Source organism: Rahnella sikkimica, assembly GCF_002951615.1.
Taxonomy (GTDB): Bacteria; Pseudomonadota; Gammaproteobacteria; order Enterobacterales; family Enterobacteriaceae; genus Rahnella; species Rahnella sikkimica.
Map to the genome: position 1 here is coordinate 3,533,502 of NZ_CP019062.1, position 21,002 is coordinate 3,554,503.

The 21,002-nt window shown below is 56.4% G+C and carries 18 protein-coding genes and 1 pseudogene; 11 read left to right on the forward strand and 8 right to left on the reverse strand.

Features of this window, described 5'->3' with window-relative positions; genetic code table 11:
• Nucleotides 1–228: 228 nt before the first annotated feature.
• From BV494_RS16310 to BV494_RS16330, 5 genes are all read right to left on the reverse strand, one after another.
• Nucleotides 229–651, reverse strand: coding sequence for an organic hydroperoxide resistance protein (locus tag BV494_RS16310; protein ID WP_104923798.1), 423 nt, complete (start codon nt 649–651; stop codon nt 229–231).
• Nucleotides 652–788: 137 nt separating this feature from the next.
• Nucleotides 789–1,253: a MarR family winged helix-turn-helix transcriptional regulator gene (locus BV494_RS16315; RefSeq protein WP_104923799.1), complete on the reverse strand. Its 465-nt coding sequence runs from the start codon at nt 1,251–1,253 to the stop codon at nt 789–791.
• 86 nt (nt 1,254–1,339) lie between these two features.
• Complete coding sequence (locus BV494_RS16320; protein ID WP_104923800.1) at nt 1,340–2,785, reverse strand: alpha/beta hydrolase; 1,446 nt, start codon at nt 2,783–2,785, stop codon at nt 1,340–1,342.
• A 14-nt stretch (nt 2,786–2,799) separates the two neighbouring features.
• Nucleotides 2,800–3,078 carry a type II toxin-antitoxin system RelE/ParE family toxin gene (locus BV494_RS16325; RefSeq protein ID WP_104923801.1) on the reverse strand — a complete coding sequence of 93 codons (279 nt, stop codon included), beginning with the start codon at nt 3,076–3,078 and terminating at the stop codon, nt 2,800–2,802.
• Between the two features lie 3 nt (nt 3,079–3,081).
• Nucleotides 3,082–3,543: an antitoxin PaaA2 family protein gene (locus BV494_RS16330; protein ID WP_104923802.1), complete on the reverse strand. Its 462-nt coding sequence runs from the start codon at nt 3,541–3,543 to the stop codon at nt 3,082–3,084.
• A 270-nt stretch (nt 3,544–3,813) separates the two neighbouring features.
• Between BV494_RS16330 and atzF the strand changes: the two genes are divergently transcribed.
• From atzF to BV494_RS16375, 9 genes are all read left to right on the forward strand, one after another.
• Nucleotides 3,814–5,661 (forward strand): allophanate hydrolase, encoded by a 1,848-nt coding sequence (gene atzF, locus BV494_RS16335; protein WP_104923803.1) that lies wholly within the window; start codon nt 3,814–3,816, stop codon nt 5,659–5,661.
• Between the two features lie 12 nt (nt 5,662–5,673).
• On the forward strand, nt 5,674–9,306 hold the full coding sequence (uca, locus tag BV494_RS16340) for an urea carboxylase (RefSeq protein WP_104924821.1): 3,633 nt from the start codon (nt 5,674–5,676) through the stop codon (nt 9,304–9,306).
• 47 nt (nt 9,307–9,353) lie between these two features.
• On the forward strand, nt 9,354–10,076 hold the full coding sequence (locus tag BV494_RS16345) for a GntR family transcriptional regulator (RefSeq protein ID WP_104923804.1): 723 nt from the start codon (nt 9,354–9,356) through the stop codon (nt 10,074–10,076).
• A 98-nt stretch (nt 10,077–10,174) separates the two neighbouring features.
• Nucleotides 10,175–11,443, forward strand: a complete 1,269-nt coding sequence (gene urtA / locus BV494_RS16350) for an urea ABC transporter substrate-binding protein (protein ID WP_104923805.1) — start codon at nt 10,175–10,177, stop codon at nt 11,441–11,443.
• Nucleotides 11,444–11,630: 187 nt separating this feature from the next.
• Nucleotides 11,631–13,199: an urea ABC transporter permease subunit UrtB gene (gene urtB, locus BV494_RS16355; protein WP_104923806.1), complete on the forward strand. Its 1,569-nt coding sequence runs from the start codon at nt 11,631–11,633 to the stop codon at nt 13,197–13,199.
• Nucleotides 13,199–14,272: an urea ABC transporter permease subunit UrtC gene (urtC, locus tag BV494_RS16360; protein ID WP_104923807.1), complete on the forward strand. Its 1,074-nt coding sequence runs from the start codon at nt 13,199–13,201 to the stop codon at nt 14,270–14,272. The genes urtB and urtC overlap by 1 nt, the downstream gene beginning before the upstream one ends.
• 5 nt (nt 14,273–14,277) lie before the next feature.
• Complete coding sequence (gene urtD, locus BV494_RS16365) at nt 14,278–15,069, forward strand: urea ABC transporter ATP-binding protein UrtD (RefSeq protein ID WP_104924822.1); 792 nt, start codon at nt 14,278–14,280, stop codon at nt 15,067–15,069.
• A 10-nt stretch (nt 15,070–15,079) separates the two neighbouring features.
• Nucleotides 15,080–15,778, forward strand: a complete 699-nt coding sequence (urtE, locus tag BV494_RS16370) for an urea ABC transporter ATP-binding subunit UrtE (RefSeq protein WP_104923808.1) — start codon at nt 15,080–15,082, stop codon at nt 15,776–15,778.
• 231 nt (nt 15,779–16,009) lie between these two features.
• Entirely contained in the window at nt 16,010–16,393 is a 384-nt protein-coding gene (locus BV494_RS16375; protein WP_104923809.1) for a hypothetical protein, read from the forward strand.
• A 57-nt stretch (nt 16,394–16,450) separates the two neighbouring features.
• Here the strand turns inward: BV494_RS16375 and BV494_RS16380 are convergent.
• A pseudogene (locus BV494_RS16380) lies at nt 16,451–16,698 on the reverse strand (GlsB/YeaQ/YmgE family stress response membrane protein).
• Nucleotides 16,699–17,104: 406 nt separating this feature from the next.
• On the opposite strand from BV494_RS16380, the gene bhsA reads away from it, so the two are divergent.
• Both bhsA and BV494_RS16390 read left to right on the forward strand, forming a co-directional pair.
• Nucleotides 17,105–17,362, forward strand: a complete 258-nt coding sequence (gene bhsA, locus BV494_RS16385; protein WP_104923810.1) for a multiple stress resistance protein BhsA — start codon at nt 17,105–17,107, stop codon at nt 17,360–17,362.
• A 146-nt stretch (nt 17,363–17,508) separates the two neighbouring features.
• On the forward strand, nt 17,509–17,955 hold the full coding sequence (locus BV494_RS16390; RefSeq protein WP_104923811.1) for a GNAT family N-acetyltransferase: 447 nt from the start codon (nt 17,509–17,511) through the stop codon (nt 17,953–17,955).
• 43 nt (nt 17,956–17,998) lie between these two features.
• On the opposite strand, the gene yfcF is transcribed toward BV494_RS16390, so the two are convergent.
• Both yfcF and BV494_RS16400 read right to left on the reverse strand, forming a co-directional pair.
• Nucleotides 17,999–18,631 (reverse strand): glutathione transferase, encoded by a 633-nt coding sequence (yfcF, locus tag BV494_RS16395; RefSeq protein ID WP_104923812.1) that lies wholly within the window; start codon nt 18,629–18,631, stop codon nt 17,999–18,001.
• Between the two features lie 200 nt (nt 18,632–18,831).
• Nucleotides 18,832–20,826, reverse strand: coding sequence for a methyl-accepting chemotaxis protein (locus BV494_RS16400; RefSeq protein ID WP_439958391.1), 1,995 nt, complete (start codon nt 20,824–20,826; stop codon nt 18,832–18,834).
• Nucleotides 20,827–21,002: the final 176 nt, after the last annotated feature.

Genomic DNA, 21,002 nt, shown 5'->3' on the forward strand with positions numbered 1-21,002 from the left:
ATTCGGAATCATTGTGACATGATTATATGAGGGGAGTTCACAGATTATGCCGAGATTACGTTTATATACAAACTTCCGGAAAGTTCTGCGCAGGGCGTGCCTTGCAGGCGGGATGGGCGCATTTTTGAATGCGTTTTCGCCACGAAAAAGGAGGCCGAAGCCTCCCCGAGATTTTCTTATTATGGTCTGACTAACAGCCCCCTGGTGAAGGCGCTGATTCTGCGTGAGTTATTTCACGTTAAGCGTAACGTCGATGTTGCCACGGGTTGCGTTTGAGTACGGGCAAACCAGGTGTGCTTTCGCCACGAGCGCTTCTGCTTCGCTGCGTTCAAAGCCCGGCAGCGTGATGTCCAGCTGTACTTCAATCCCGTAACCGCCAGGAATTGCGCCGATACCGACTGCACCTTCAATTTTTGCATCCGCAGGGATTTTGATTTTTTCCTGCGCGGCAACCGCTTTCAGTGCGCCGAGGAAGCAGGCGGAATAACCGGCTGCGAACAGTTGTTCCGGGTTAGTCCCGCCGCCCAGGCCGCCCATTTCTTTTGGCAAACCCAGTTTCACGTCCAGAATGCCATCATCCGATGTCGCACGACCATCACGACCACCGGTTGCAGAAGCGTGAGCACGATATACAACGTTTTCAATAGACATGTTTCGTTCCTTTTCGATCAGATTGAGTAGGGAAAATGCTTTAAATTTATTATGCGATTTAATCGCACGCTACTTATTAACTGTACACAAACGGATTGAAAACGCTCTCTTCCTCTCCGTTTGCTGAATCATTCTTTTCAGGCTTTATCCTGAAGATGGCCACGCAGCACTTCAAGTTGCTGTTTCAGCGCAGTAATCTCGCCCATATTGCATTCCGTGGCACAAAAAATCGCTTCCGGGATGCCCTGAGCTTTTTCGCGTAATGCTTTACCTTCAGCGGTCAGGGTGATGATCACCTGACGTTCATCGGCTTTCGCACGCTGACGAACCAGTAAACCGGCCGCTTCGAGACGCTTTAACAACGGCGTTAACGTCGCGGAATCCAGAAACAGCTTTTCGCCGATATCAGACACCGTCACTTCATCACGCTGCCAAAGAACCAACATCACCAGATATTGCGGATAGGTGAGGTCGAGCTGACCGAGCAGCTTGCGGTACACTTTGTGCAGCGCAAGATTCGCGGAGTACAGAGCAAAACACATCTGTTGATCGAGATGTAGCATACTGCTGTGCGTTAAGTCGGTGTCTGTTTTCGTCTTCATGCTTTCAATATATATAGTGCACGATATTATCGCAAGCGCTTTTAATCATTATTTTCCCAGCACCCCATGTTTTCCCCGTATGCCATTCAAAATCCTTCAATTCTTTTCAGCATATACGGGTAGAAAGGATTGGAAGAAACGCGCATCAGTTGATCCATGCTCACCACCAGCGCACCATTTTCACCCCGCGCAGCCAGCGTCCCCAGATGAATACCGAATTGCGCCGGGCCTTGCGGATTGCGTCCGTAAAGCGAATCATCCGTCGGGAAAGGCAACGCAACATGCGATAACGAATAGAATTCAGAAGGATAATTCAGCCCCAGCGGGCTGCTGCTGACCGTGCCCTGCCCTGCCTGCGTAACCTGCGCAATCGCTGCAGCGTCATCCGGCGAGGCATTGGTAACAATGGTCGTCTGATACTTGCGCGGTGCCGCAGGCAGCAGGCGTTCCACGGCGGTATCCGCCGCAGGGCGCAGCAACGGGCCGACGTAAGCGCTGCGGTTAATATCAAACAACACCAGCTGGCTGCCGTTGGCGGGGAGCTGATTAAATAATGCCGTAACCACCGCGCGGGTGCTGACAGTGGAATCAATCACCGACTGGAAAGCCAGCAGCGGCGGCAATTGCGCCAGCTTACCGGCCTGCGCATCCTCGCTGATTTGCTGCTGCAAAGCCTGCGTGAGCAGATAAGACTGCCGCGCCGCTTTCACCGGAAATGAATTGTATTTAAACGGATTAAATTCTGGCATCAGATTCAGCCAGGCAGTTTTGGCGAAGGCCGGGAAAATCGACGGCCAGCCCGCGTATCCGGCGAAACGCGCAAAGCTTGTGACGCCGATCATTGGAGAAATCAGCACCACGCGCGTCGGGCGCACCAGCGATTTATCATCCAATGTATCCAGCGTGTATTTCATCGCCAGCGCACCACCGTTAGAGAAACCGACGATCTGCAACGGGACATTTTCACCGGCCGCACGCTGTGCTTCTCTCACCGCCAGCCGCGTGGCCGCCAGCCATTGTTCCCAGTCAACGCGCGTCAGCCCGCCCGGCACGGTTCCATGCCCCGGCAGACGAATGCCTACCGCCACAAAACCGCGGCGACGATAATCTTCTGCAATATGACGCAGGCTGTAGGGCGAGTCGGTCAGGCCGTGTAATAACACCACCGCACCGACCGGTTTACCGTCAGGCATCAGCTCATACGACCGGTTCCAGTCCTGCGCAAAATGTTCAGGATAAACCGGGCTGCGGTCGTAATACCGGTTCAGCGGAATACGGTCTTCAGCATCGAGCTTGTCCGTCACCTGCTGCTTCACTTCCAGAAAAGCCTGCTGCTCGGCCCGTAAATACGCGGCCCAGTCGCTTTTATCCAGCTGTGCCGTGCTCAGTTCATCAGGAACCAGCTTGTGCCACGGCTCCAGCGCAGGCCCTTGTGAGGCATCGTAAGTACGAACCGCCAATAAGGTCAGCACGATAAGGATAACCGCCAGTAACAGTTTTTTCAGGCGTTCAAAGAGGTGACGGAATTGCATTAGTTTGTGTTTTCCTAAGGCCAGTGCTGAGCGGTATGTACAAGTCTGACAATCTGAATTTCTGTTTCCGTGATGCAATAAACCATTCTGAAGTGCATATGCACGATGCATTCGCGCGTTCCGGCAACCCGCCCGGCAACGTACATATCCGGACGCAGGAAAATGCGTTCTGCGGCAGCATCAAACTCCTCATCCAGTTCAATGGCCGCATGCGGATTTTCTTTCGCGATATAGTTGAAAATATGCTCGCGATCCTCCAGAGCGTGTGGTTTCCATACCTGTTTTATCGTCATCCGTTACTTGTCCCGCCCTTTAAGCAATGCCTCTTTACGGGCGGCAAACTGAGCTTTAACGTCTTCATGGGGGATAGCGGGACGCGGATCATCCAGCGATTCTTTAACTCTTTCGCGAAACCAGAGGTCGAATGCCGTTTCGTCAAAAGCCGCCGCTTCATGTGCGCGTTTCAATGCTGCCGATCGGTCGGGGCGCGTTCCTTTACCGCCACCTTCAGGATCATAGTCGGTAATATCCACTTCAAACTGATTTATCCCCATGTCTTTAAGATAGGCTGCCAGCGTGTCGAAGCGCTTAAATACCCGTATTTTCCCACTACGTTGTGCCACTAAGGTGCGCTGATGTTCGCCGTATCTGATCATTATTGTCCATCCTCCTTGTTGTGCAGTCACGTTGAGATGACGAATCGCGCCTGCTTCTGCCAGACAAACCAGTGTTGAATGGTCGATCGTTTCCTGTGTCATAAATTCGCCCGCCTTTCTGCAAACAATAATAAATCATCAATTCAGACAACTATATACCGGTTCAATCAACAAACGGCTTTAATCATATTCTTGCGAGACAAAGCGCACAAAATCGCCCCATTTTTGTTCAGTTGCATTCCGTCCGTGGTGCAACAAATGAGAAACGCATTCACGCGATAAATAATAAATCATTTAAAATCAATAAATAATGATATGGCACAGCCCTTGCTTAGATGAATTCAATCTTGTGTACTAGATGGAATTCAAAACATGGCTTCAACTTCAGACTCCGTTACCTCGCCTTATCGCGGTTTTACGCTGCGGGAATGGCAGCAACATTACCGCACCGCGCCGGACAGCCTGCGAACGACGCTTTCACTGGTTTTGGGCAGCCTGAGCAAAACCGATAACGCCTGGCTGTATCTCGCCACGGCGGAGCAGCTTGAAGCGCAGATCGCCCGCCTGGAAACCCTGCGCAGTCAGGCTGAAGGGTCACTCACCACCATGCCGCTGTTTGGCGTGCCGTTTGCCGTAAAAGACAATATTGATATCGCGGGCTGGCCAACCACGGCCGCCTGCCCCGCCTTTGCCTACACCGCGCAAGCGGACGCCACCGTGGTCGCCAATCTGAAAGCCAAAGGCGCCATCGTCATTGGCAAAACCAATCTCGATCAGTTTGCGACCGGCCTGGTCGGCACGCGTTCACCGTTTGGGGCAGTGCGAAACACCTTCAATCCTGAATATGTCAGCGGCGGTTCGAGTTCCGGCTCCGCATCGGTTCTGGCGCGCGGTCTGGTGGCGTTTTCGCTGGGGACTGACACCGCCGGTTCCGGCCGCGTGCCCGCCGGTTTCAATAATATTGTCGGCCTGAAACCCACCAAAGGCTGGCTGTCGAACACCGGCGTGGTACCGGCCTGCCGTCTCAATGACACCGTGTCTGTTTTCGCCCTGACCGTCGCCGATGCGCAAACCGTGGCGCACGCAGCGGGCGGCTATGACGCCACCGATGCGTATTCGCGTAAAAACCCGCACACCGCGCCGTTCGCCTTGCCGGTTCAGCCGCGAATTGCGGTGCCCGACCGTCTTGAGTTTTTTGGCGATGATCTGGCGGAAGCCGCGTTCCGCGAGGCGCTGGAGCATTTACGTCATAACGGCGCGACGCTGGAAACCATTGATTTCACGCCGTTCCGCGAACTGGCCGGGCAGCTTTATTACGGTGCGTGGGTGGCGGAACGCACAGTGTCCGTCGGGGAAATTTTTGAGGAAAGCCCGGAAGCAATGGATCCGGTGGTGCGCGGTATTGTCGCCAGCGGCCTGAATTACACCGCCTGCGATGCGTGGCGGGCGGAATATCTGCGGGCGGAACTGGCGCGCAAAATCAATCTGGCGCTGGAAGGGTTTGATGCGCTGGTTGTGCCGACCTCGCCGACCATCCGCACGCTGGAAGAGATGGCGCAGGAGCCGGTGCTTTACAACTCGCAGTTCGGGATTTACACCAATTTCACCAATCTGGCGGATTTATCTGCGCTGGCGCTGCCCGCCGGAATGCGCGCCGACGGCCTGCCCGCCGGGATCACGCTGATCGCCCCGGCCTGGCACGACGATGCGCTCGCCCGTTTTGGCAGTCAGTGGCAGCGCAGCCTGAATCTGCCGCTCGGTGCCACCGGTCTTGCGGTGAAACCGGAAGAATTCAGGGTTTCTGCGCCGCTCAGCCCGGCGTGCGTGCGCGTCGCCGTGGTCGGTGCGCACCTGACCGGCATGCCGCTCAATTTTCAGCTCACCCGCCGCAACGCGGTTCGCGCCGAGCAAACCACCACCGCAGCCACCTACAAACTTTATGCGCTCGCCAATACCACACCGCCGAAACCGGGGCTGGTCAGGGCGGAAGGCGGCAGCGCGATTATCGTCGAACTGTGGGATATCCCGCTGGCGCGCTTCGGGGAGTTTGTCGCGGAGATCCCGGCACCGCTGGGCATCGGTTCGCTCGAACTGGCCGATGGCCGCACGGTGAAAGGCTTTATCTGCGAGCCGTGGGCCATTCCTGACGCCACCGACATCACCCATTTTGGCGGCTGGAGAAGTTACATCCAGAGCCTCAATTCACCGGTAAAAAGCTGAGGAGCCACGATGATGTTTACTAAAGTCCTGATCGCCAACCGTGGCGAAATTGCCTGCCGCGCGATCCGCACGCTGAAACGTCTGGGCATCGCCAGCGTTGCCGTCTATTCAGACGCCGACCGCAATGCGCCGCACGTCGCGGATGCCGATATCGCCATCGCGCTCGGCGGCGAAAAGGCCAGCGAAAGCTACCTGATGATCGACAAAATTCTGGCCGCCGCGAAAGAATCCGGCGCGCAGGCGATTTATCCCGGCTACGGATTTTTATCCGAAAGCGCAGAGTTTGCCGATGCCTGTGAAGCCGCAGGCCTCGCGTTTATCGGCCCGACCGCCGGACAAATCCGCGAGTTTGGCCTCAAGCACCGCGCCCGTGAACTAGCCGGTGCCGCCAGTGTGCCGATGACGCCGGGCACCGGTTTGCTCGACAGCATTGACGATGCGGTCAGCGCCGCTGCCGGAATCGGGTATCCGGTGATGCTGAAGAGTACCGCAGGCGGCGGTGGCATTGGCCTGATGCGCTGCGACGACGAAGACGCATTGCGTGCCGCGTGGGACAGCGTGAAGCGCCTCGGCGAACAGTTTTTCCGTGACGCCGGCGTATTTTTGGAACACTTTGTCGATCGCGCCCGGCATGTCGAAGTGCAGATTTTTGGCGACGGCAAAGGCCGCGTGGTGGCACTCGGCGAGCGTGACTGCTCGTTGCAGCGCCGCAATCAGAAAGTCGTGGAGGAAACGCCCGCCCCCCATCTGCCGCAGGCCAGCCGCGAAGCGTTGCACCGCGCCGCCGTTAAGCTCGGTGAATCGGTGAATTACCGCAGTGCCGGAACGGTCGAATTTATTTATGACGCCGCGCGCGACGAATTTTATTTCCTCGAAGTGAATACCCGTTTGCAGGTCGAGCATCCGGTCACCGAAATGGTCACCGGGCTGGATTTAATCGAATGTATGTTGCGGGTCGCCGCAGACGAACCGCTGGACTGGCCTGCGCTGGAGAAAGCCCCGCAGGGCGCGTCGATGGAAGTACGTATTTACGCCGAAGATCCGCTGAAAAATTTCCAGCCGAGCCCCGGCGTGCTGACCGAAGTGTTTTTCCCGCCAGACGTTCGCGTGGATGGCTGGGTTTCAACCGGCAGCGAAGTGTCAGCGTTTTATGACCCGATGATCGCCAAACTGATTGTTCACGGCAAAGACCGACAGGACGCGCTGGCAAAAATGTCTGCCGCGCTGGCCGCCACCCGCCTGCACGGCATCGCCACCAATATTGATTATCTGCGTCAGGTCGTCGCCACGCCGGTGTTCCGCGAAGGCGAAATGTGGACGCGGATGCTCGACAGTTTTGTCTACGCACCAAACGCCGTCGAAGTGATTGCGCCCGGCACGTACAGCAGCGTGCAGGATTATCCGGGCCGTCTGGGTTACTGGGATATCGGCGTGCCGCCGTCCGGGCCGATGGACGATTTTGCGTTCCGCCTCGCCAACCGCATTGTCGGCAATCATCTCGACGCCGCCGGGCTGGAATTCACGCTTCAGGGGCCGGTGCTGCGTTTTCATTGTGACGCGACCATCGCGCTGACCGGCGCACGCTGCCCGGCGGATCTCGACGGCGAAAGCGTCGCTTACTGGCAGCCGGTGCTGGTGAAAGCCGGTCAGACGCTGACGCTGGGCCGCGCCACGCAGGGCTGCCGCACTTATCTGGCGGTGCGTAACGGTTTCGATGTGCCGGTTTATCTCGGCAGCCGCTCAACTTTCGCGCTCGGACAGTTTGGCGGTCACGCGGGCCGCACGCTGCGTGTCGCGGACATGCTGACCGTTTCGCAGCCGGAACTTGCCGCCTGCACCACGCCCGCGCCGGTGGACTTACCGCAGGCCGCCGCCGCCAATATCGTTCAACCTTATGGCGATCTCTGGAATATTGGCGTGCTTTATGGCCCGCACGGCGCGCCGGATTTCTTCACACAGGAATCTATTGAGACGTTCTTTGAATCCGAATGGCAGGTGCATTACAACTCCAACCGCCTCGGCGTGCGGCTGGTCGGCCCGAAACCCCAATGGGCGCGGCAGGATGGCGGCGAAGCCGGTCTGCATCCGTCGAACGTGCATGACTGCGAATACGCCATCGGCGCAATCAACTTCACCGGCGATTTTCCGGTCATTCTGACGCGAGACGGGCCAAGCCTCGGCGGTTTCGTCTGCCCGGTGACCATCGCCAAAGCTGAGCTGTGGAAAGTCGGGCAGGTCAAACCGGGCGATAAAATCCGCTTCCATCCGATCAGTTTCGAACAGGCGCAGGCGCTGGAACGGGCGCAGCAAGGCACTATTGATTCGCTGATGCCCGTTAATGCGATGGCGCTGCCGGTGCCGTCGCTGCTGCCGGACACCACGGTTTCCGCCACGGTTCTCGCGTCGTTACCGGCTACCGCAGAGCGCCCGTCGGTGGAATACCGGCAGGCGGGCGATGGCTACGTGCTGATTGAGTACGGCGATAACGTACTGGATCTGGCGGTGCGCATGCGCATTTATCTGCTGATGAATGCCATCAGAGCGGCCGGTCAGGCAGGCATCGAAGAACTGTCGCCGGGCGTGCGTTCGCTGCAAATCCGCTACGACAGCCGCGTGCTGCACCAGACTGCGCTGCTTCAGCATTTACTGACGCTCGAACACAATCTGGCGGACGTCAGCCAGCTCAAAATCCCGACCCGTATCGTGCATATGCCGATGGCGTTTGAAGATTCCGCCACACTCGGCGCGGTCGAACGCTATCAGCAAACCGTGCGTGCCGACGCGCCGTGGCTGCCCAATAACGTGGATTTCATCCAGCGCACCAACGGGCTGGCCAGTCGCGAAGACGTGAAAAAAATCATTTTCGACGCCAGCTACCTGATCCTCGGGCTGGGCGACGTGTATCTCGGTGCGCCTTGCGCGGTGCCGGTCGATCCGCGCCATCGCCTGCTCAGTTCCAAATACAACCCGGCGCGGACGTTCACCGCCGAAGGCACGGTCGGCATCGGCGGCATGTATATGTGCATTTATGGCATGGATTCACCGGGCGGTTATCAGCTGGTCGGCCGCACGCTGCCTATCTGGAACAAATTCCTGAAAAACGAACAGTTCAAAAACGGCGAACCGTGGCTGCTGCATTTCTTCGATCAGGTGCGTTTCTATGAAGTCAGCGAAGCCGAGCTGGATATTCAGCGTGACGCTTTCCGCGAAGGCCGCGCGCAGGTTCGCATCGAAGAAACCGAGTTCGACTTTGCGCAATACACCCAATTTTTGGCCGACAACGCCGCCGATATTACCGAATTCCGCGCCCAACAGGCCGGTGCGTTCACCCGTGAAGTGGCGCACTGGCACGAAGCGGAGAGCGCCGCCGTGGAAGCCGCCGCCAATGCCGTGCAGTTAGTGGAAGACGAGGCGGATCAGGACGGGCACTTAGTCAGCGCCGATCTCAACGGCAACGTCTGGAAAATTCTGGTGGAACCGGGCCAGCAGGTCGAAGAAGGCCAGCCGCTGATTGTCGTCGAGGCGATGAAAATGGAGCTGTCCGTTAACGCGCCGTGCGCCGGTACGGTACTGAAAATCAGTTGCCAGCAGGGCCGTCCGGTCGGGCCGGGCGATGCCCTGTTGTGGCTGGACGCAGCCGTTTAACGCCGTTCAGGCCGCGCAAAGCGGCTCAAAAATTCAGGGAATATTGTATGCAACTGACGGGCTCTAAATCTTCACGCAGCAAAAACCGGCCGGAAGGGCTGGCGGAACGGATTTACCAGCAACTCAAAGATGACATTTTCAGTTTCCGGCTGCTGCCGGGCGACAAGTTCAGCGAAAACGACATCGCCGAACGTATGGAAGTCAGCCGCACACCGGTGCGTCAGGCGTTGTTCTGGCTGGAGCGCGAAGGCTATGTCGAAGTGTTTTTCCGCAGCGGCTGGCAGGTACGCCCGTTCGATTTCGACTTTTTCGAGCAGCTTTATGACCTGCGCATTGTGCTGGAGCTGGAAGCGGTGAAACGCCTGTGCGCCCTGCCGCCTGCGGCACAGCCGCTGCAACTGGCCGAGCTGAAAGCGTTCTGGATTGACGAGCCCCGGCTCGAAGACGGTCAGGTGGTTTCACGTTACGACGAAGAGTTTCACATGACGCTGGTGGCGGCGGCCGGGAATGCTGAAATGGCCCGCATCCACCGCGAACTGACGGAGAAAATCCGCATTATCCGCCGTCTGGATTTCACCAAAGACGAGCGTGTTAACGCGACGTACAAGGAACACGCGAGCATTTTGCTCGCCATCATTCAACAACAAACTGAGGAGGCGCAACGCCAGTTACATGACCACATTGCCGTCAGCAAAGCCGAGGTGCGCAAGATTACCCTGCATATGTTGCACCGGGCGCGGGCGGAGAATGACGAAGGCACACCGTCATGACTTTTTATCTTTTTTCGACTTAAGACTTTTTCGACTTAAGACAGACCCGTTTTCTCTTAAATCACTTAAATCACAGCGTTTTTACAGAGGGTACATCTATGCAACGTCGACGTTTTATTAAAGCCTTTGCTCTGTCCGCCACCGTAGTCAGCATGGGATTAGCCTGGAGCGCACAGGCTGCCGACACCATTAAAGTCGGCATTATGCATTCTCTTTCCGGCACGATGGCGATTTCCGAAACGCCGCTGAAAGACGTCGCGCTAATGACCATTGATGACATCAATGCCAAAGGCGGCGTGCTGGGCAAAAAGCTGGAACCCGTGGTGGTCGATCCGGCGTCCAACTGGCCGCTGTTCGCTGAAAAAGCCCGCCAGTTACTGACGCAGGATAAAGTCGCCGTGGTGTTCGGCTGCTGGACGTCGGTGTCGCGTAAATCGGTGCTGCCGGTCTTTGAAGAGCTGAATGGCCTGCTGTTCTATCCGGTGCAGTACGAAGGCGAAGAGATGTCGCCGAACGTGTTCTACACCGGTGCCGCGCCTAACCAGCAGGCGATTCCGGCGGTGGAATATCTGATGAGCGAAGACGGCGGTGCGGCTAAACGCTTCTTCCTGCTCGGCACGGACTATGTCTATCCACGCACCACCAACAAAATCCTGCGCGCCTTCCTGCATTCCAAAGGCGTGAAAGACAGCGATATCGAAGAAGTCTATACGCCGTTCGGTTACAGCGATTACCAGACGATTGTGTCCAACATTAAGAAATTCTCCGCCGGCGGCAAAACCGCGGTGATCTCCACCATCAACGGCGATTCCAATGTGCCGTTCTACAAAGAACTGGCGAACCAGGGCGTGAAAGCGACCGATGTGCCGGTGGTGGCGTTCTCGGTTGGCGAAGAAGAACTGCGCGGCATCGACACCAAACCGCTGGTCGGCGACCTCGCGGCGTGGAACTACTTCCAGTCCGTCGATAACCCGACGAACAAAAAATTCGTCGCCGAATGGAAGGCGTACGCCAAGGCTCACAAGCTGCCAAACGCGGACACCGCCGTGACCAACGACCCGATGGAAGCGACGTATGTCGGCATCCACATGTGGGCGCAGGCAGTTGAAAAAGCCGGGACGACGGATGTGGATAAAGTCCGCGCTGCTATGGCCGGACAGACCTTCGCCGCGCCGTCTGGCTTCACGCTGACCATGGATAAAACCAATCACCACCTGCACAAACCGGTGATGATCGGCGAAATCGAATCGAACGGTCAGTTCAACGTGGTCTGGCAGACCGACAAACCGATCCGCGCCCAGCCGTGGAGCCCGTACATTCCGGGTAACGACAAAAAGCCTGATACCCCGGTGAAAACGACGAACTAAAAAGCACCTCCCCCAGCTAAGGGGGTTGAAGGATAAACCGGTCAGCTCCCTCTCCTGCGAAGGGGAGGGTTGGGGTGGGGTATTAATGGCAACGTTGAATCTTGAGTTGCCTGCTAAACCCCCTCCCAACCTCCCCCTTCGCAGGGGGAGGAGCAAATCAGCATCAACTTTATGCGGCGAGAACATTATGAGAATCCTCATCAGATCACTGCTTTTCCTGCTTTGCTGCCTGCCGTTGCTGGCGCAGGCCGGTGCGGCGAATGACTTTGCTGCCGCCAGCCGCAGCCAGCAAGCCGACTTATTACAACAATGGGCGGCGGATCCGCAGCCGGAAAGATTGCCCCTGCTCGAGGCGCTGAAGCAGGAAAACGTCGTCATCGACGCCGCTAAACACGCTTTCACCCAAAACGGCGATCAGTTGACGCCACTCGACGGCGACGCGAAACCGCAGGGTGACACCAAAAAAGTGTGGCTGAACAACCGCCTGCGCATTCTGATTGCCAACGCATTATCCGCGCACCGTCTGGTCAGCACCGACAGCGTAGTGCGTTTACAGGCCGCAAAATCCTTACAGCGTGACGCGCAGGCCGACCAGTTGCAGCTGCTGACCCGTCGTCTCGACGCGGAAAAAGACAGCGCGGTTCACGATGCGCTGGCTGTCGCGGTGGCGAATTTACAGCTCAGCGATGCCAGTCCGCAGGTGCGCCTGAAAGCCGTCGAACTGCTCGGCACGTCCGGCGATCCTGATACGCAGGGCCGTTTGCAAAGCCTGACCGATCCGAAAACCGAAGCCGACGCCACCGTGCGCGCAGCGGCAGACATCAGCCTGAAAGCGGTTCAGCACCGCCTGCTGGTCGGCGATTTACTCGGCCAGGCATTTACCGGTTTATCGCTCGGCTCGATTTTACTGCTCGCCGCGCTCGGGCTGGCGATCACTTACGGCCTGCTGGGCGTGATCAACATGGCGCACGGCGAAATGCTGATGCTCGGTTCGTACTCGACCTACATGGTGCAGTCGCTGTTTCAGCATTACGCGCCGGGCCTGCTGGCGCTCTACCCGCTGGTTGCGCTGCCGGTGGCGTTTTTCATCACCGCCGGGATCGGCATGGCGCTCGAACGCACGGTGATCCGCCATTTATATGGCCGCCCGCTGGAAACCTTGCTGGCAACCTGGGGCATCAGCCTGATTCTGATCCAGGGCGTGCGCGTGCTGTTTGGCGCGCAGAACGTCGAAGTCGCCAACCCCGGCTGGCTCTCCGGCGGCATTCAGTTATTACCGAATCTGGTGCTGCCGTACAACCGCATCGCCGTCATTATCTTTGTGCTGCTGGTGCTGGGCCTGACCTGGCTGCTGCTCAATAAAACGCGGCTCGGCATGAACGTGCGCGCCGTCACCCAAAACCGTGCGATGGCCGCCTGTTGCGGCGTGCCAACCGGTCGCGTGGATATGCTGGCGTTCGGCCTCGGTTCCGGCATCGCCGGGCTGGGTGGCGTGGCGCTGTCGCAGCTCAGCAACGTCGGCCCGGAACTCGGGCAGGGTTACATCATCGATTCATTTTTGGTGGTTGTGCTTGGCGGCGTTGGCCAGCTGGCGGGAACCGTCGTTGCGGCCTTTGGTCTGGGCATCGTGAACAAAATTCTTGAGCCGGAAATCGGTGCCGTGCTGGGCAAAATCCTGATCCTCGCGCTGATTATTCTGTTTATCCAGAAACGTCCTCAGGGACTCTTCGCCTTCAAAGGCAGGGTGATTGACTGATGAGCCAACCGTTAACGATTACCGGCGTGCAGAAAGCGCCGAAAATTGCGATTTCCGTGGGCACGCTGGGGCTGATCATTCTGATTATCCTGCCGTTTCTGGCGCTGCTTCCGGCAGACAGCCCGCTGGCGATTTCTACTTACACGCTGACGCTGATCGGTAAAATCCTGTGCTACGCCATTGTTGCGGTCGCGCTGGATCTGGTCTGGGGCTATGCCGGTTTGCTGTCGCTCGGCCACGGCTTGTTCTTCGCGCTCGGCGGTTACGCAATGGGCATGTATCTAATGCGTCAGGCGGCGGGCAGCGGCCTGCCGGATTTCATGTCATTTCTGTCGTGGACTGAACTGCCGTGGTTCTGGGCCGGAACACAGCATTTTGCCTGGGCGTTATGCCTGATCGTTCTGGTGCCCGGCGCGCTGGCGTTCGTGTTCGGCTATTTCGCCTTCCGTTCAAAAATCAAAGGCGTCTATTTTTCGATTATGACGCAGGCGCTGACCTACGCCGGTATGTTGCTGTTTTTCCGCAATGAAACCGGCTTTGGCGGCAACAACGGCTTCACGGGTTTCACCACCCTGCTCGGCTTTCAGGTCACCGCCACCGGCACCCGCGTCGGATTATTTTTGATGACCGTTTTAGTGCTGGTCTTCAGTATGGCGCTCGGTTTCGCGCTGGCGCGCAGCAAATATGGCCGCGTACTGACCGCCGTGCGCGACGCCGAAAACCGGCTGATTTTCTGCGGCTACGATCCGAAAGGCTTCAAGCTGTTCGTTTGGACGGTTTCCGCCATGCTGTGCGGTCTGGCGGGCGCGCTGTACGTGCCGCAGGTCGGCATCATTAATCCCAGCGAAATGTCACCCACCAACTCCATCGAAGCCGCCATCTGGGTGGCGCTCGGCGGGCGCGGCACGCTGATCGGCCCGATTATTGGCGCGGGCATCGTCAACGGCGCGAAAAGCTGGTTCACCGTCGCCATCCCCGAATACTGGCAATTTGTTCTCGGCGGCATGTTCATTCTGGTGACGCTGTTTCTGCCGCAAGGCGTGATTGGCCTGCTGCGTAAAAGGAAATCCTGATGACCATGACCGGAGACCTGTTTACCCAGCCGCAGCGGGCGGATAAGCACCGCGAACAGACCGACCCGATTTTGCAGCTGGAAAACATCAACGTCAGTTTTGACGGTTTTAAAGCGCTGACCAATTTGTCGCTGAACATCGGCGTCGGTGAATTGCGCTGCGTGATCGGCCCGAACGGCGCGGGGAAAACCACGCTGATGGACGTGATCACCGGCAAAACCAAACCGCAAAGCGGACGCGTTTTTTACGACCAGCGAACCGATCTGACGAAGCTCGATCCGGTGGGAATCGCGCAGTCGGGCATTGGCCGTAAATTCCAGAAACCGACGGTCTTCGAAGCACTGACGGTTTTCGAAAATCTGGAAATCGCGCAGAAAACCAATAAATCGGTGTGGGCGTGTCTGCGCGCCAAAATGAACAGCGAACAGCGCGACCGCATTGACGAAATGCTCGGCACGCTGCGCCTCGCGGCAGAACGCCATCGCCCGGCGGGATTGTTGTCACACGGCCAGAAACAGTTTCTGGAGATCGGCATGTTGCTGGTGCAGGAGCCGCATTTGCTGCTGCTCGATGAACCGGCGGCGGGCATGACTGACGCCGAAACCGAATACACCGCCGAGCTGTTCAAACAGCTGGCGGGCAAACATTCGCTGATGGTGGTCGAACACGACATGGGGTTTGTGGAAACCATCGCCGATCACGTCACCGTGCTGCATCAGGGTCAGGTGCTGGCTGAAGGTTCGCTGCGCGACGTGCAGGCGAACGAGCAGGTTATCGACGTTTATTTAGGACGCTGAGGAAAGAGTTATGTTGCAAGTAAATGAACTGAATCAGTTTTACGGCGGCAGTCACATTCTGCGCGGCCTGTCCTTTGACGCAAAAATCGGTGAAGTCACCTGCCTGCTGGGCCGCAACGGCGTGGGTAAAACGACACTGCTGAAATGCCTGATGGGGCTGATCCCGGCAAAGTCCGGCACCATCCGCTGGCAGGATCAAACCATCAATGCCCGCAAGCCGCATCAGCGGGTGCAGGCGGGCATTGCCTACGTCCCGCAGGGACGCGAAATTTTTCCGCGCCTGACGGTAGAAGAAAATCTGCTGATGGGGCTTTCGCGTTTTTCCGGCAATGCGGCAAAACAGGTGCCTGACGAAATCTATCACCTGTTCCCGATTCTGCTGGAAATGAAGCACCGGCGCGGCGGTGATTTGTCCGGCGGCCAGCAGCAGCAACTGGCGATTGGACGTGCGTTAGCCTGCAAACCCGGCCTGCTGATCCTCGACGAACCCACCGAAGGCATTCAGCCCTCCGTCATCAAGGAAATCGGTGCGGTGATCCGACAGCTCGCCGCCAAAGGCGACATGGCGATTTTGCTGGTCGAACAGTTCTACGATTTCGCCGCCGAACTCGCGGACAGTTATCTGGTGATGTCGCGCGGCAGCATCGTGAAACGCGGACGCGGTGAAGAGATGGAAGCGGAAAATGTGCGAGGCATGGTGGCAATTTAAACAATAGTTTTCGATTTTCGTTGATACACACGCCGGTATATTAGGCACCACCGCTACCGCGAAGAATCGTGTCGTCGATGATATCCAGCACCTGCTGGGCGATATTTACACCCTCACCGTTCGCGATGCGGAACAGGTCGCACTCTGGCTGACTCAAAACGGAATTATTGCAAAAGCCTACCATGGCAGTGTTGAAGCTGAAGGTTTTGCCAAAAGTACAGAATCTGAATAATGCCAAAAATCAAAAGTCAGGAAACTCTCGTTCGTCAGCGCAAACGCTGGATAAAACTGACGCTTATGGTTGCTCTCATCGCCGGATGCTATTTGTGGTGGAAGCAGGGAGAACGAGTATCCGAACAATGGAGCCCGAATAAAAAATACGTGGTAAGGGAGTATAAAACTTTCGAGTTTATCCCACGCATAACGATGCCTGGCGATGGCGGTCATTATTCCGGTTATATGCGGGTGTATAACCGCGACGGAAAGCAGTTTTATGAGGAGTATTCCGACCTGCTGGACTTCATCGAAGGCCCGTTCTGGGTGAAAGAAGGCGTTTATTGGATGGGTAACGAAAACCAGGACATCGTGAGGTTGCCCACATCGCCAGTGGATTGAAAAACAAAAAAGCCGCGACTCAGCGCGGCTTTTGCTTTCAGGCGTAATGGAAAACCATTAGCTCCTGACTTTACGGTAGATAAACAGCACCACTAACGCACCAATCACGGCGACAACGAAGCTGCCGAAGTTGAATCCGTCTACGCGGCCAAAGCCGAAGAAAGTACTGATATACCCCCCACAACGGCACCGACAACACCCAGAACTACGGTCAGAATAAAACCACCGCCGTCTTTGCCCGGCATGATCCACTTAGCCAGAATACCGGCGATCAGACCAAAGATAACCCAGGATAAAATTCCCATTTTCGACTCCTCCGAATGAATTTCCGTTACCGTGAATATTGTTCAGCAAAGTCAGCCAAACAAAAGCAGAACAACTCAGGTTCTGCGAGCCGGATGTGTTTTTCCACACAAACAGCCCTCTTTTTGCACTACCTCTAAAGTCTAGCACCGTTTGTACAAAACCGCCCAAAATCAGCAGGAAGGGAGGAAACGCAGAGATATCTAAGGCTATTTCAGGCTATGTCAGCACGAATGCGGTTTCGTCAGGCACCCGCATCTGGACGTAAAATTGCGTAAAAAGTAGACCAAAAAATTTGAATGAGTTACTCAAATCAATCCGTTTTTCATCTCCTGCCATCCGGCCTATTATGCATCCATCGAAAGGCAAACACCTTTCACTCATACAAACCTGAATGGAATACATATCATGAAAAACGTCAAAATTTTTGCTGTAGCTGCAACCCTTTCCCTGATTTCTTTCGGCAGCTTCGCGGCTCAGCAGATTAATCAGCCATCAGCAGACATGCAGAAAATCGGTGTCATTTCCGCGGCTAACTCCACCACCCTCGGTGGCCTGGAAGCGAAACTGTCTCAGCAGGCTAAAGAAGCCGGTGCTTCTTCTTACCGCATCATCTCCGTGACCGGTAATAACAAACTGCACGCTGACGCTGAAATCTATAAATAATCGTCTTTGCCAACTGTAGCCCGATAAAACCCTCTTAAAAAGCCTTTGGAAGCGCGTCTTCCACAGGCTTTTTGTTTTTCTGACGAATGGAAACTTCCTGAGTGATTGACTATTCTCATTTTTCCCCAGGAAAAAGGAAAAATGTCATGAAGACCCGACTCAGCCATGCCCCGACCGCAGACGATATCGATGAAATCAAAGCCGGTCTGCGCGGTTTCAACAGAAACTTCATCCCGCAGCCGAAATTTCGTGAGTTAGGGATTTTTGTTGAAGATGAAAATGGCCACAAACAGGCAGGGATTGTGGCTGAAACCATCGGTAATTGGATGTACATCCAGATGCTGTGGGTCGATGAGTCGTTACGCGGTAAAGATGTGGGAACGCAACTGATCCGTGAGGCTGAAGAAGAAGCGCAGGCGCGCGGCTGCCGGTATTCGCTGGTCGATACGTTTAGTTTTCAGGCGCGGCCATTCTATGAGCGCATGGGTTATGCGACGCAGATGACGCTGGAAGATTACATCGCCGATTCCCGCGCGCCGGAAGATTTACCGTCCACGCATACCCGCTATTTTCTGACGAAGAAACTGCTCTGACTTTTTCGCGCAGCACGAATTTTCTTCCTGCTGCGCGCCGTATTTATTTCGCAGATAACGCTAACCACTCTAAAACCGACGCTCGTTGCCATTGGGCTTTCGCGTAAGTTGCCAGTTTTTCCGGCATCGCATCGCCGTTCAGACGCAGGCGGTTGAGCATCAGCGCCAGATCCACATCCGCAATACTCCATTCGCCAAACAAATGCTCTTTGTCTGCCAGCAGACGCTCTGCCGCCGCATACAATTTTTCGGCTGCCTGCCCACCGCTTGCGGAAAGTGCCGGACGCTTCTCACCGGCAAACACAATTTCCGTCGGCCGCTCTGCGCGAATGGGCATCAGATCGCTGCGCAGCCACGCCTGCACCTCACGGGCCTTGGCGCGATTTTCCGGATCAGCCGGATAAAGGGCCGGGAACGTTGGCGCAGGGAAAAGCTCTTCGACATATTCATCAATCGCGGAAGATTCAGACAACACAAAGGTGCCGTTGATTAACGTCGGCACGCGACGGGTGACTGAAATCGCCGAATAAGATTCTTTCAGGTTATCCGCCCGCGCCAGATCGACCGTCTCCAGTTCAAAAGGAATGCCTTTTTCGGTCAGCGCCACAAAAGCGGACATCACGTAAGGACTGAAATAATCGGCGTCGGAATACAAAATCAGCGAAGGGTGGCTCATGGCGAACTCCTGAAGAATCAAACGAAAGGATAAAAAACATAGCGCAGAAAAGGGGATGTGTCCTTAAAAACCCGCGCGGAGTACGCTGCAATACCCCACCCCAACCCTCCCCTTCGCAGGGGAGGGAGCTGATTGAGTTTTGCTCCTCCCCCTGCGAAGGGGGAGGCCGGGAGGGGGTATTAATGCCATTTGTGAAGCCACTATCTCAGCCGGAACACCTGCACAATTTCGTTGAGGCGGCGGGCCTGATCTTCCAGAGACGCTGACGCGGCGGACGCCTGCTGAACCAGCGCGGAGTTTTGCTGCGTCACGCCGTCCATTTCGTGTACGGCCTGCGTCACCTGGCTTATACCGCGCGACTGCTCGTCGGACGCGGAGACGATTTCACTCATGATATCGCGCACGTCGGTGACGGCTTTCATGATCTCTTTCATCGTTTCCCCGGCACTTTTCACCAGCCCGACGCCGTGATCAACGCGGGAGGTCGATTCCTCAATCAGGGCAGAAATCTCTTTTACCGCGTCGGCGCTGCGTTGCGCCAGACTGCGCACCTCTGACGCCACCACGGCAAATCCGCGCCCCTGTTCGCCCGCGCGGGCGGCTTCTACCGCCGCATTCAGCGCCAGAATATTGGTCTGGAAAGCAATGCCGTTGATGACTGTCGTGATGTCGCCAATTCGCCGTGAACTGTCGTCAATCGCGCTCATCACGCCGACAACGTCGGCCATAATGCGATCACCCTTTCCGGCGATTTCCGTGGCATTCGCGGTCAGTTCGGTCGCCACGTGCGCGTTATCGGCGTTCTGTTTTACCGTCGCCGTCAGTTCTTCCATGCTGGCGGCGGTTTCTTCCAGCGCGGCTGCCTGCTGCTCGGTTCGCGAGGCCAGATCGATATTCCCCGCGGCAATCTGCGATGCGCCGCTGCCGACCGCGTGGCTGGTCGAAATAATGTCGTTCACCACATGCCGAAGCTGCGCCTGCATAGTTTGCAGCGCAAAGAAGATGCTGCTGTGGTCGTTTTTCTGCGTGACGATCGGGTGCGTTAAGTCACCGTCGGCGACCGTCAGCGCGATTTTCGCCGCATCCGCAGGCTCACCGCCCACCGGGCGCAAAACTTTGCGGGTGAAAATCACGCTCAGCACGGCAAATACCACCACGATGCTCAGTACCATCAGCACCAGCGCGTAATAAAGCTGACGCGTACTTTCTTTCATCACCGCGTTTACCGGCGCGACAATGCCCAGCATCCACGGCGTGCCGGTATTGCCGATCTGAATCGGCACAAACTCGGCAAAGGCGTTTTCACCCAGCACCGGATCCTGCTGTTCGCGGCTGGTCATCTGCCCGGTCTGAATGCTTTTCAGCAACGACGGATCGTTTTCGAGCTGATGTGTCACCTGCTCTTTTTTAGGCGACGAGATGAAATGACCGGTCTGCGAGAACAGCATCGCGTAGCCGGTTCCCTGATACGGTTTGATGCCGTTAACCAGCGTCTGCAAGGTTTGCAGCGAGAAATCCGCCGTTACCGAACCCAGAAATTTTCCGTCAACGATAATCGGCACGGCAATCGACGTCAGCAACGTATCCACGCCGTTATACGGATAGCTGTACGGTTCCAGAATGACTTCTTTTTGCAGCTTTCGCGGCAGCAGGTAGTAATCGCCGCTGCCCGGCGTTTCGTAGTCGGTGAGATTGTGCAGTACGGTATTTCCGCTGGTGTCGCGGTCAACGTAGCGGACATAACGCCCCTTAGGATCCTGCCCTTCTTTGGCGGCGAAATCGCCGTCTTTGCCATCAAACGCGTCCGGCTCCCAGGCCAGCGACATTGATAAAAAATCCGGATGGCTTTTGAGCGCATTTTGTAACAGCGTATCGGCCAGTTTGCGGTCGGTGTGCCCGGCTTCACGCAGGCTGATCATGCTCTGAACCAGGTCGCGCGCGGCATGCAGGGCCGTGTCGAGTTTCTGGCGGGCAAGATAGCCGTCGGTATTGGCGGTTTGCTGGAGATAACGACGAGCGATGTCGCGCTGCTGTGCGGCGGACTGCCAGCTCAGCAATCCGACCGTAATGATATAGCCGAGACTTATCGTAAGAAGCCCGACAATCAGCATCAGCGTACGGGTACGCATGGCTTTTTTAGGAACAGTTTTCTGTGTTGCAACCCCAACTCCGGCTGCCGGTGAAAGCGCCTGCATCTGACTCATAATTACCCCGGAACAGTCAACGTACTGTGAAATTCACGATGAAAAAACGCGGATTATCTGTCCCTGATTTGTGCCCCCTGAAGATAAGCAGGAATTCCCTTATCGCCTGAATTATCGGCATCACCGGGGCGGGTCTTTAGCCAAAACGGTAAAAAACTGCCCCGCAA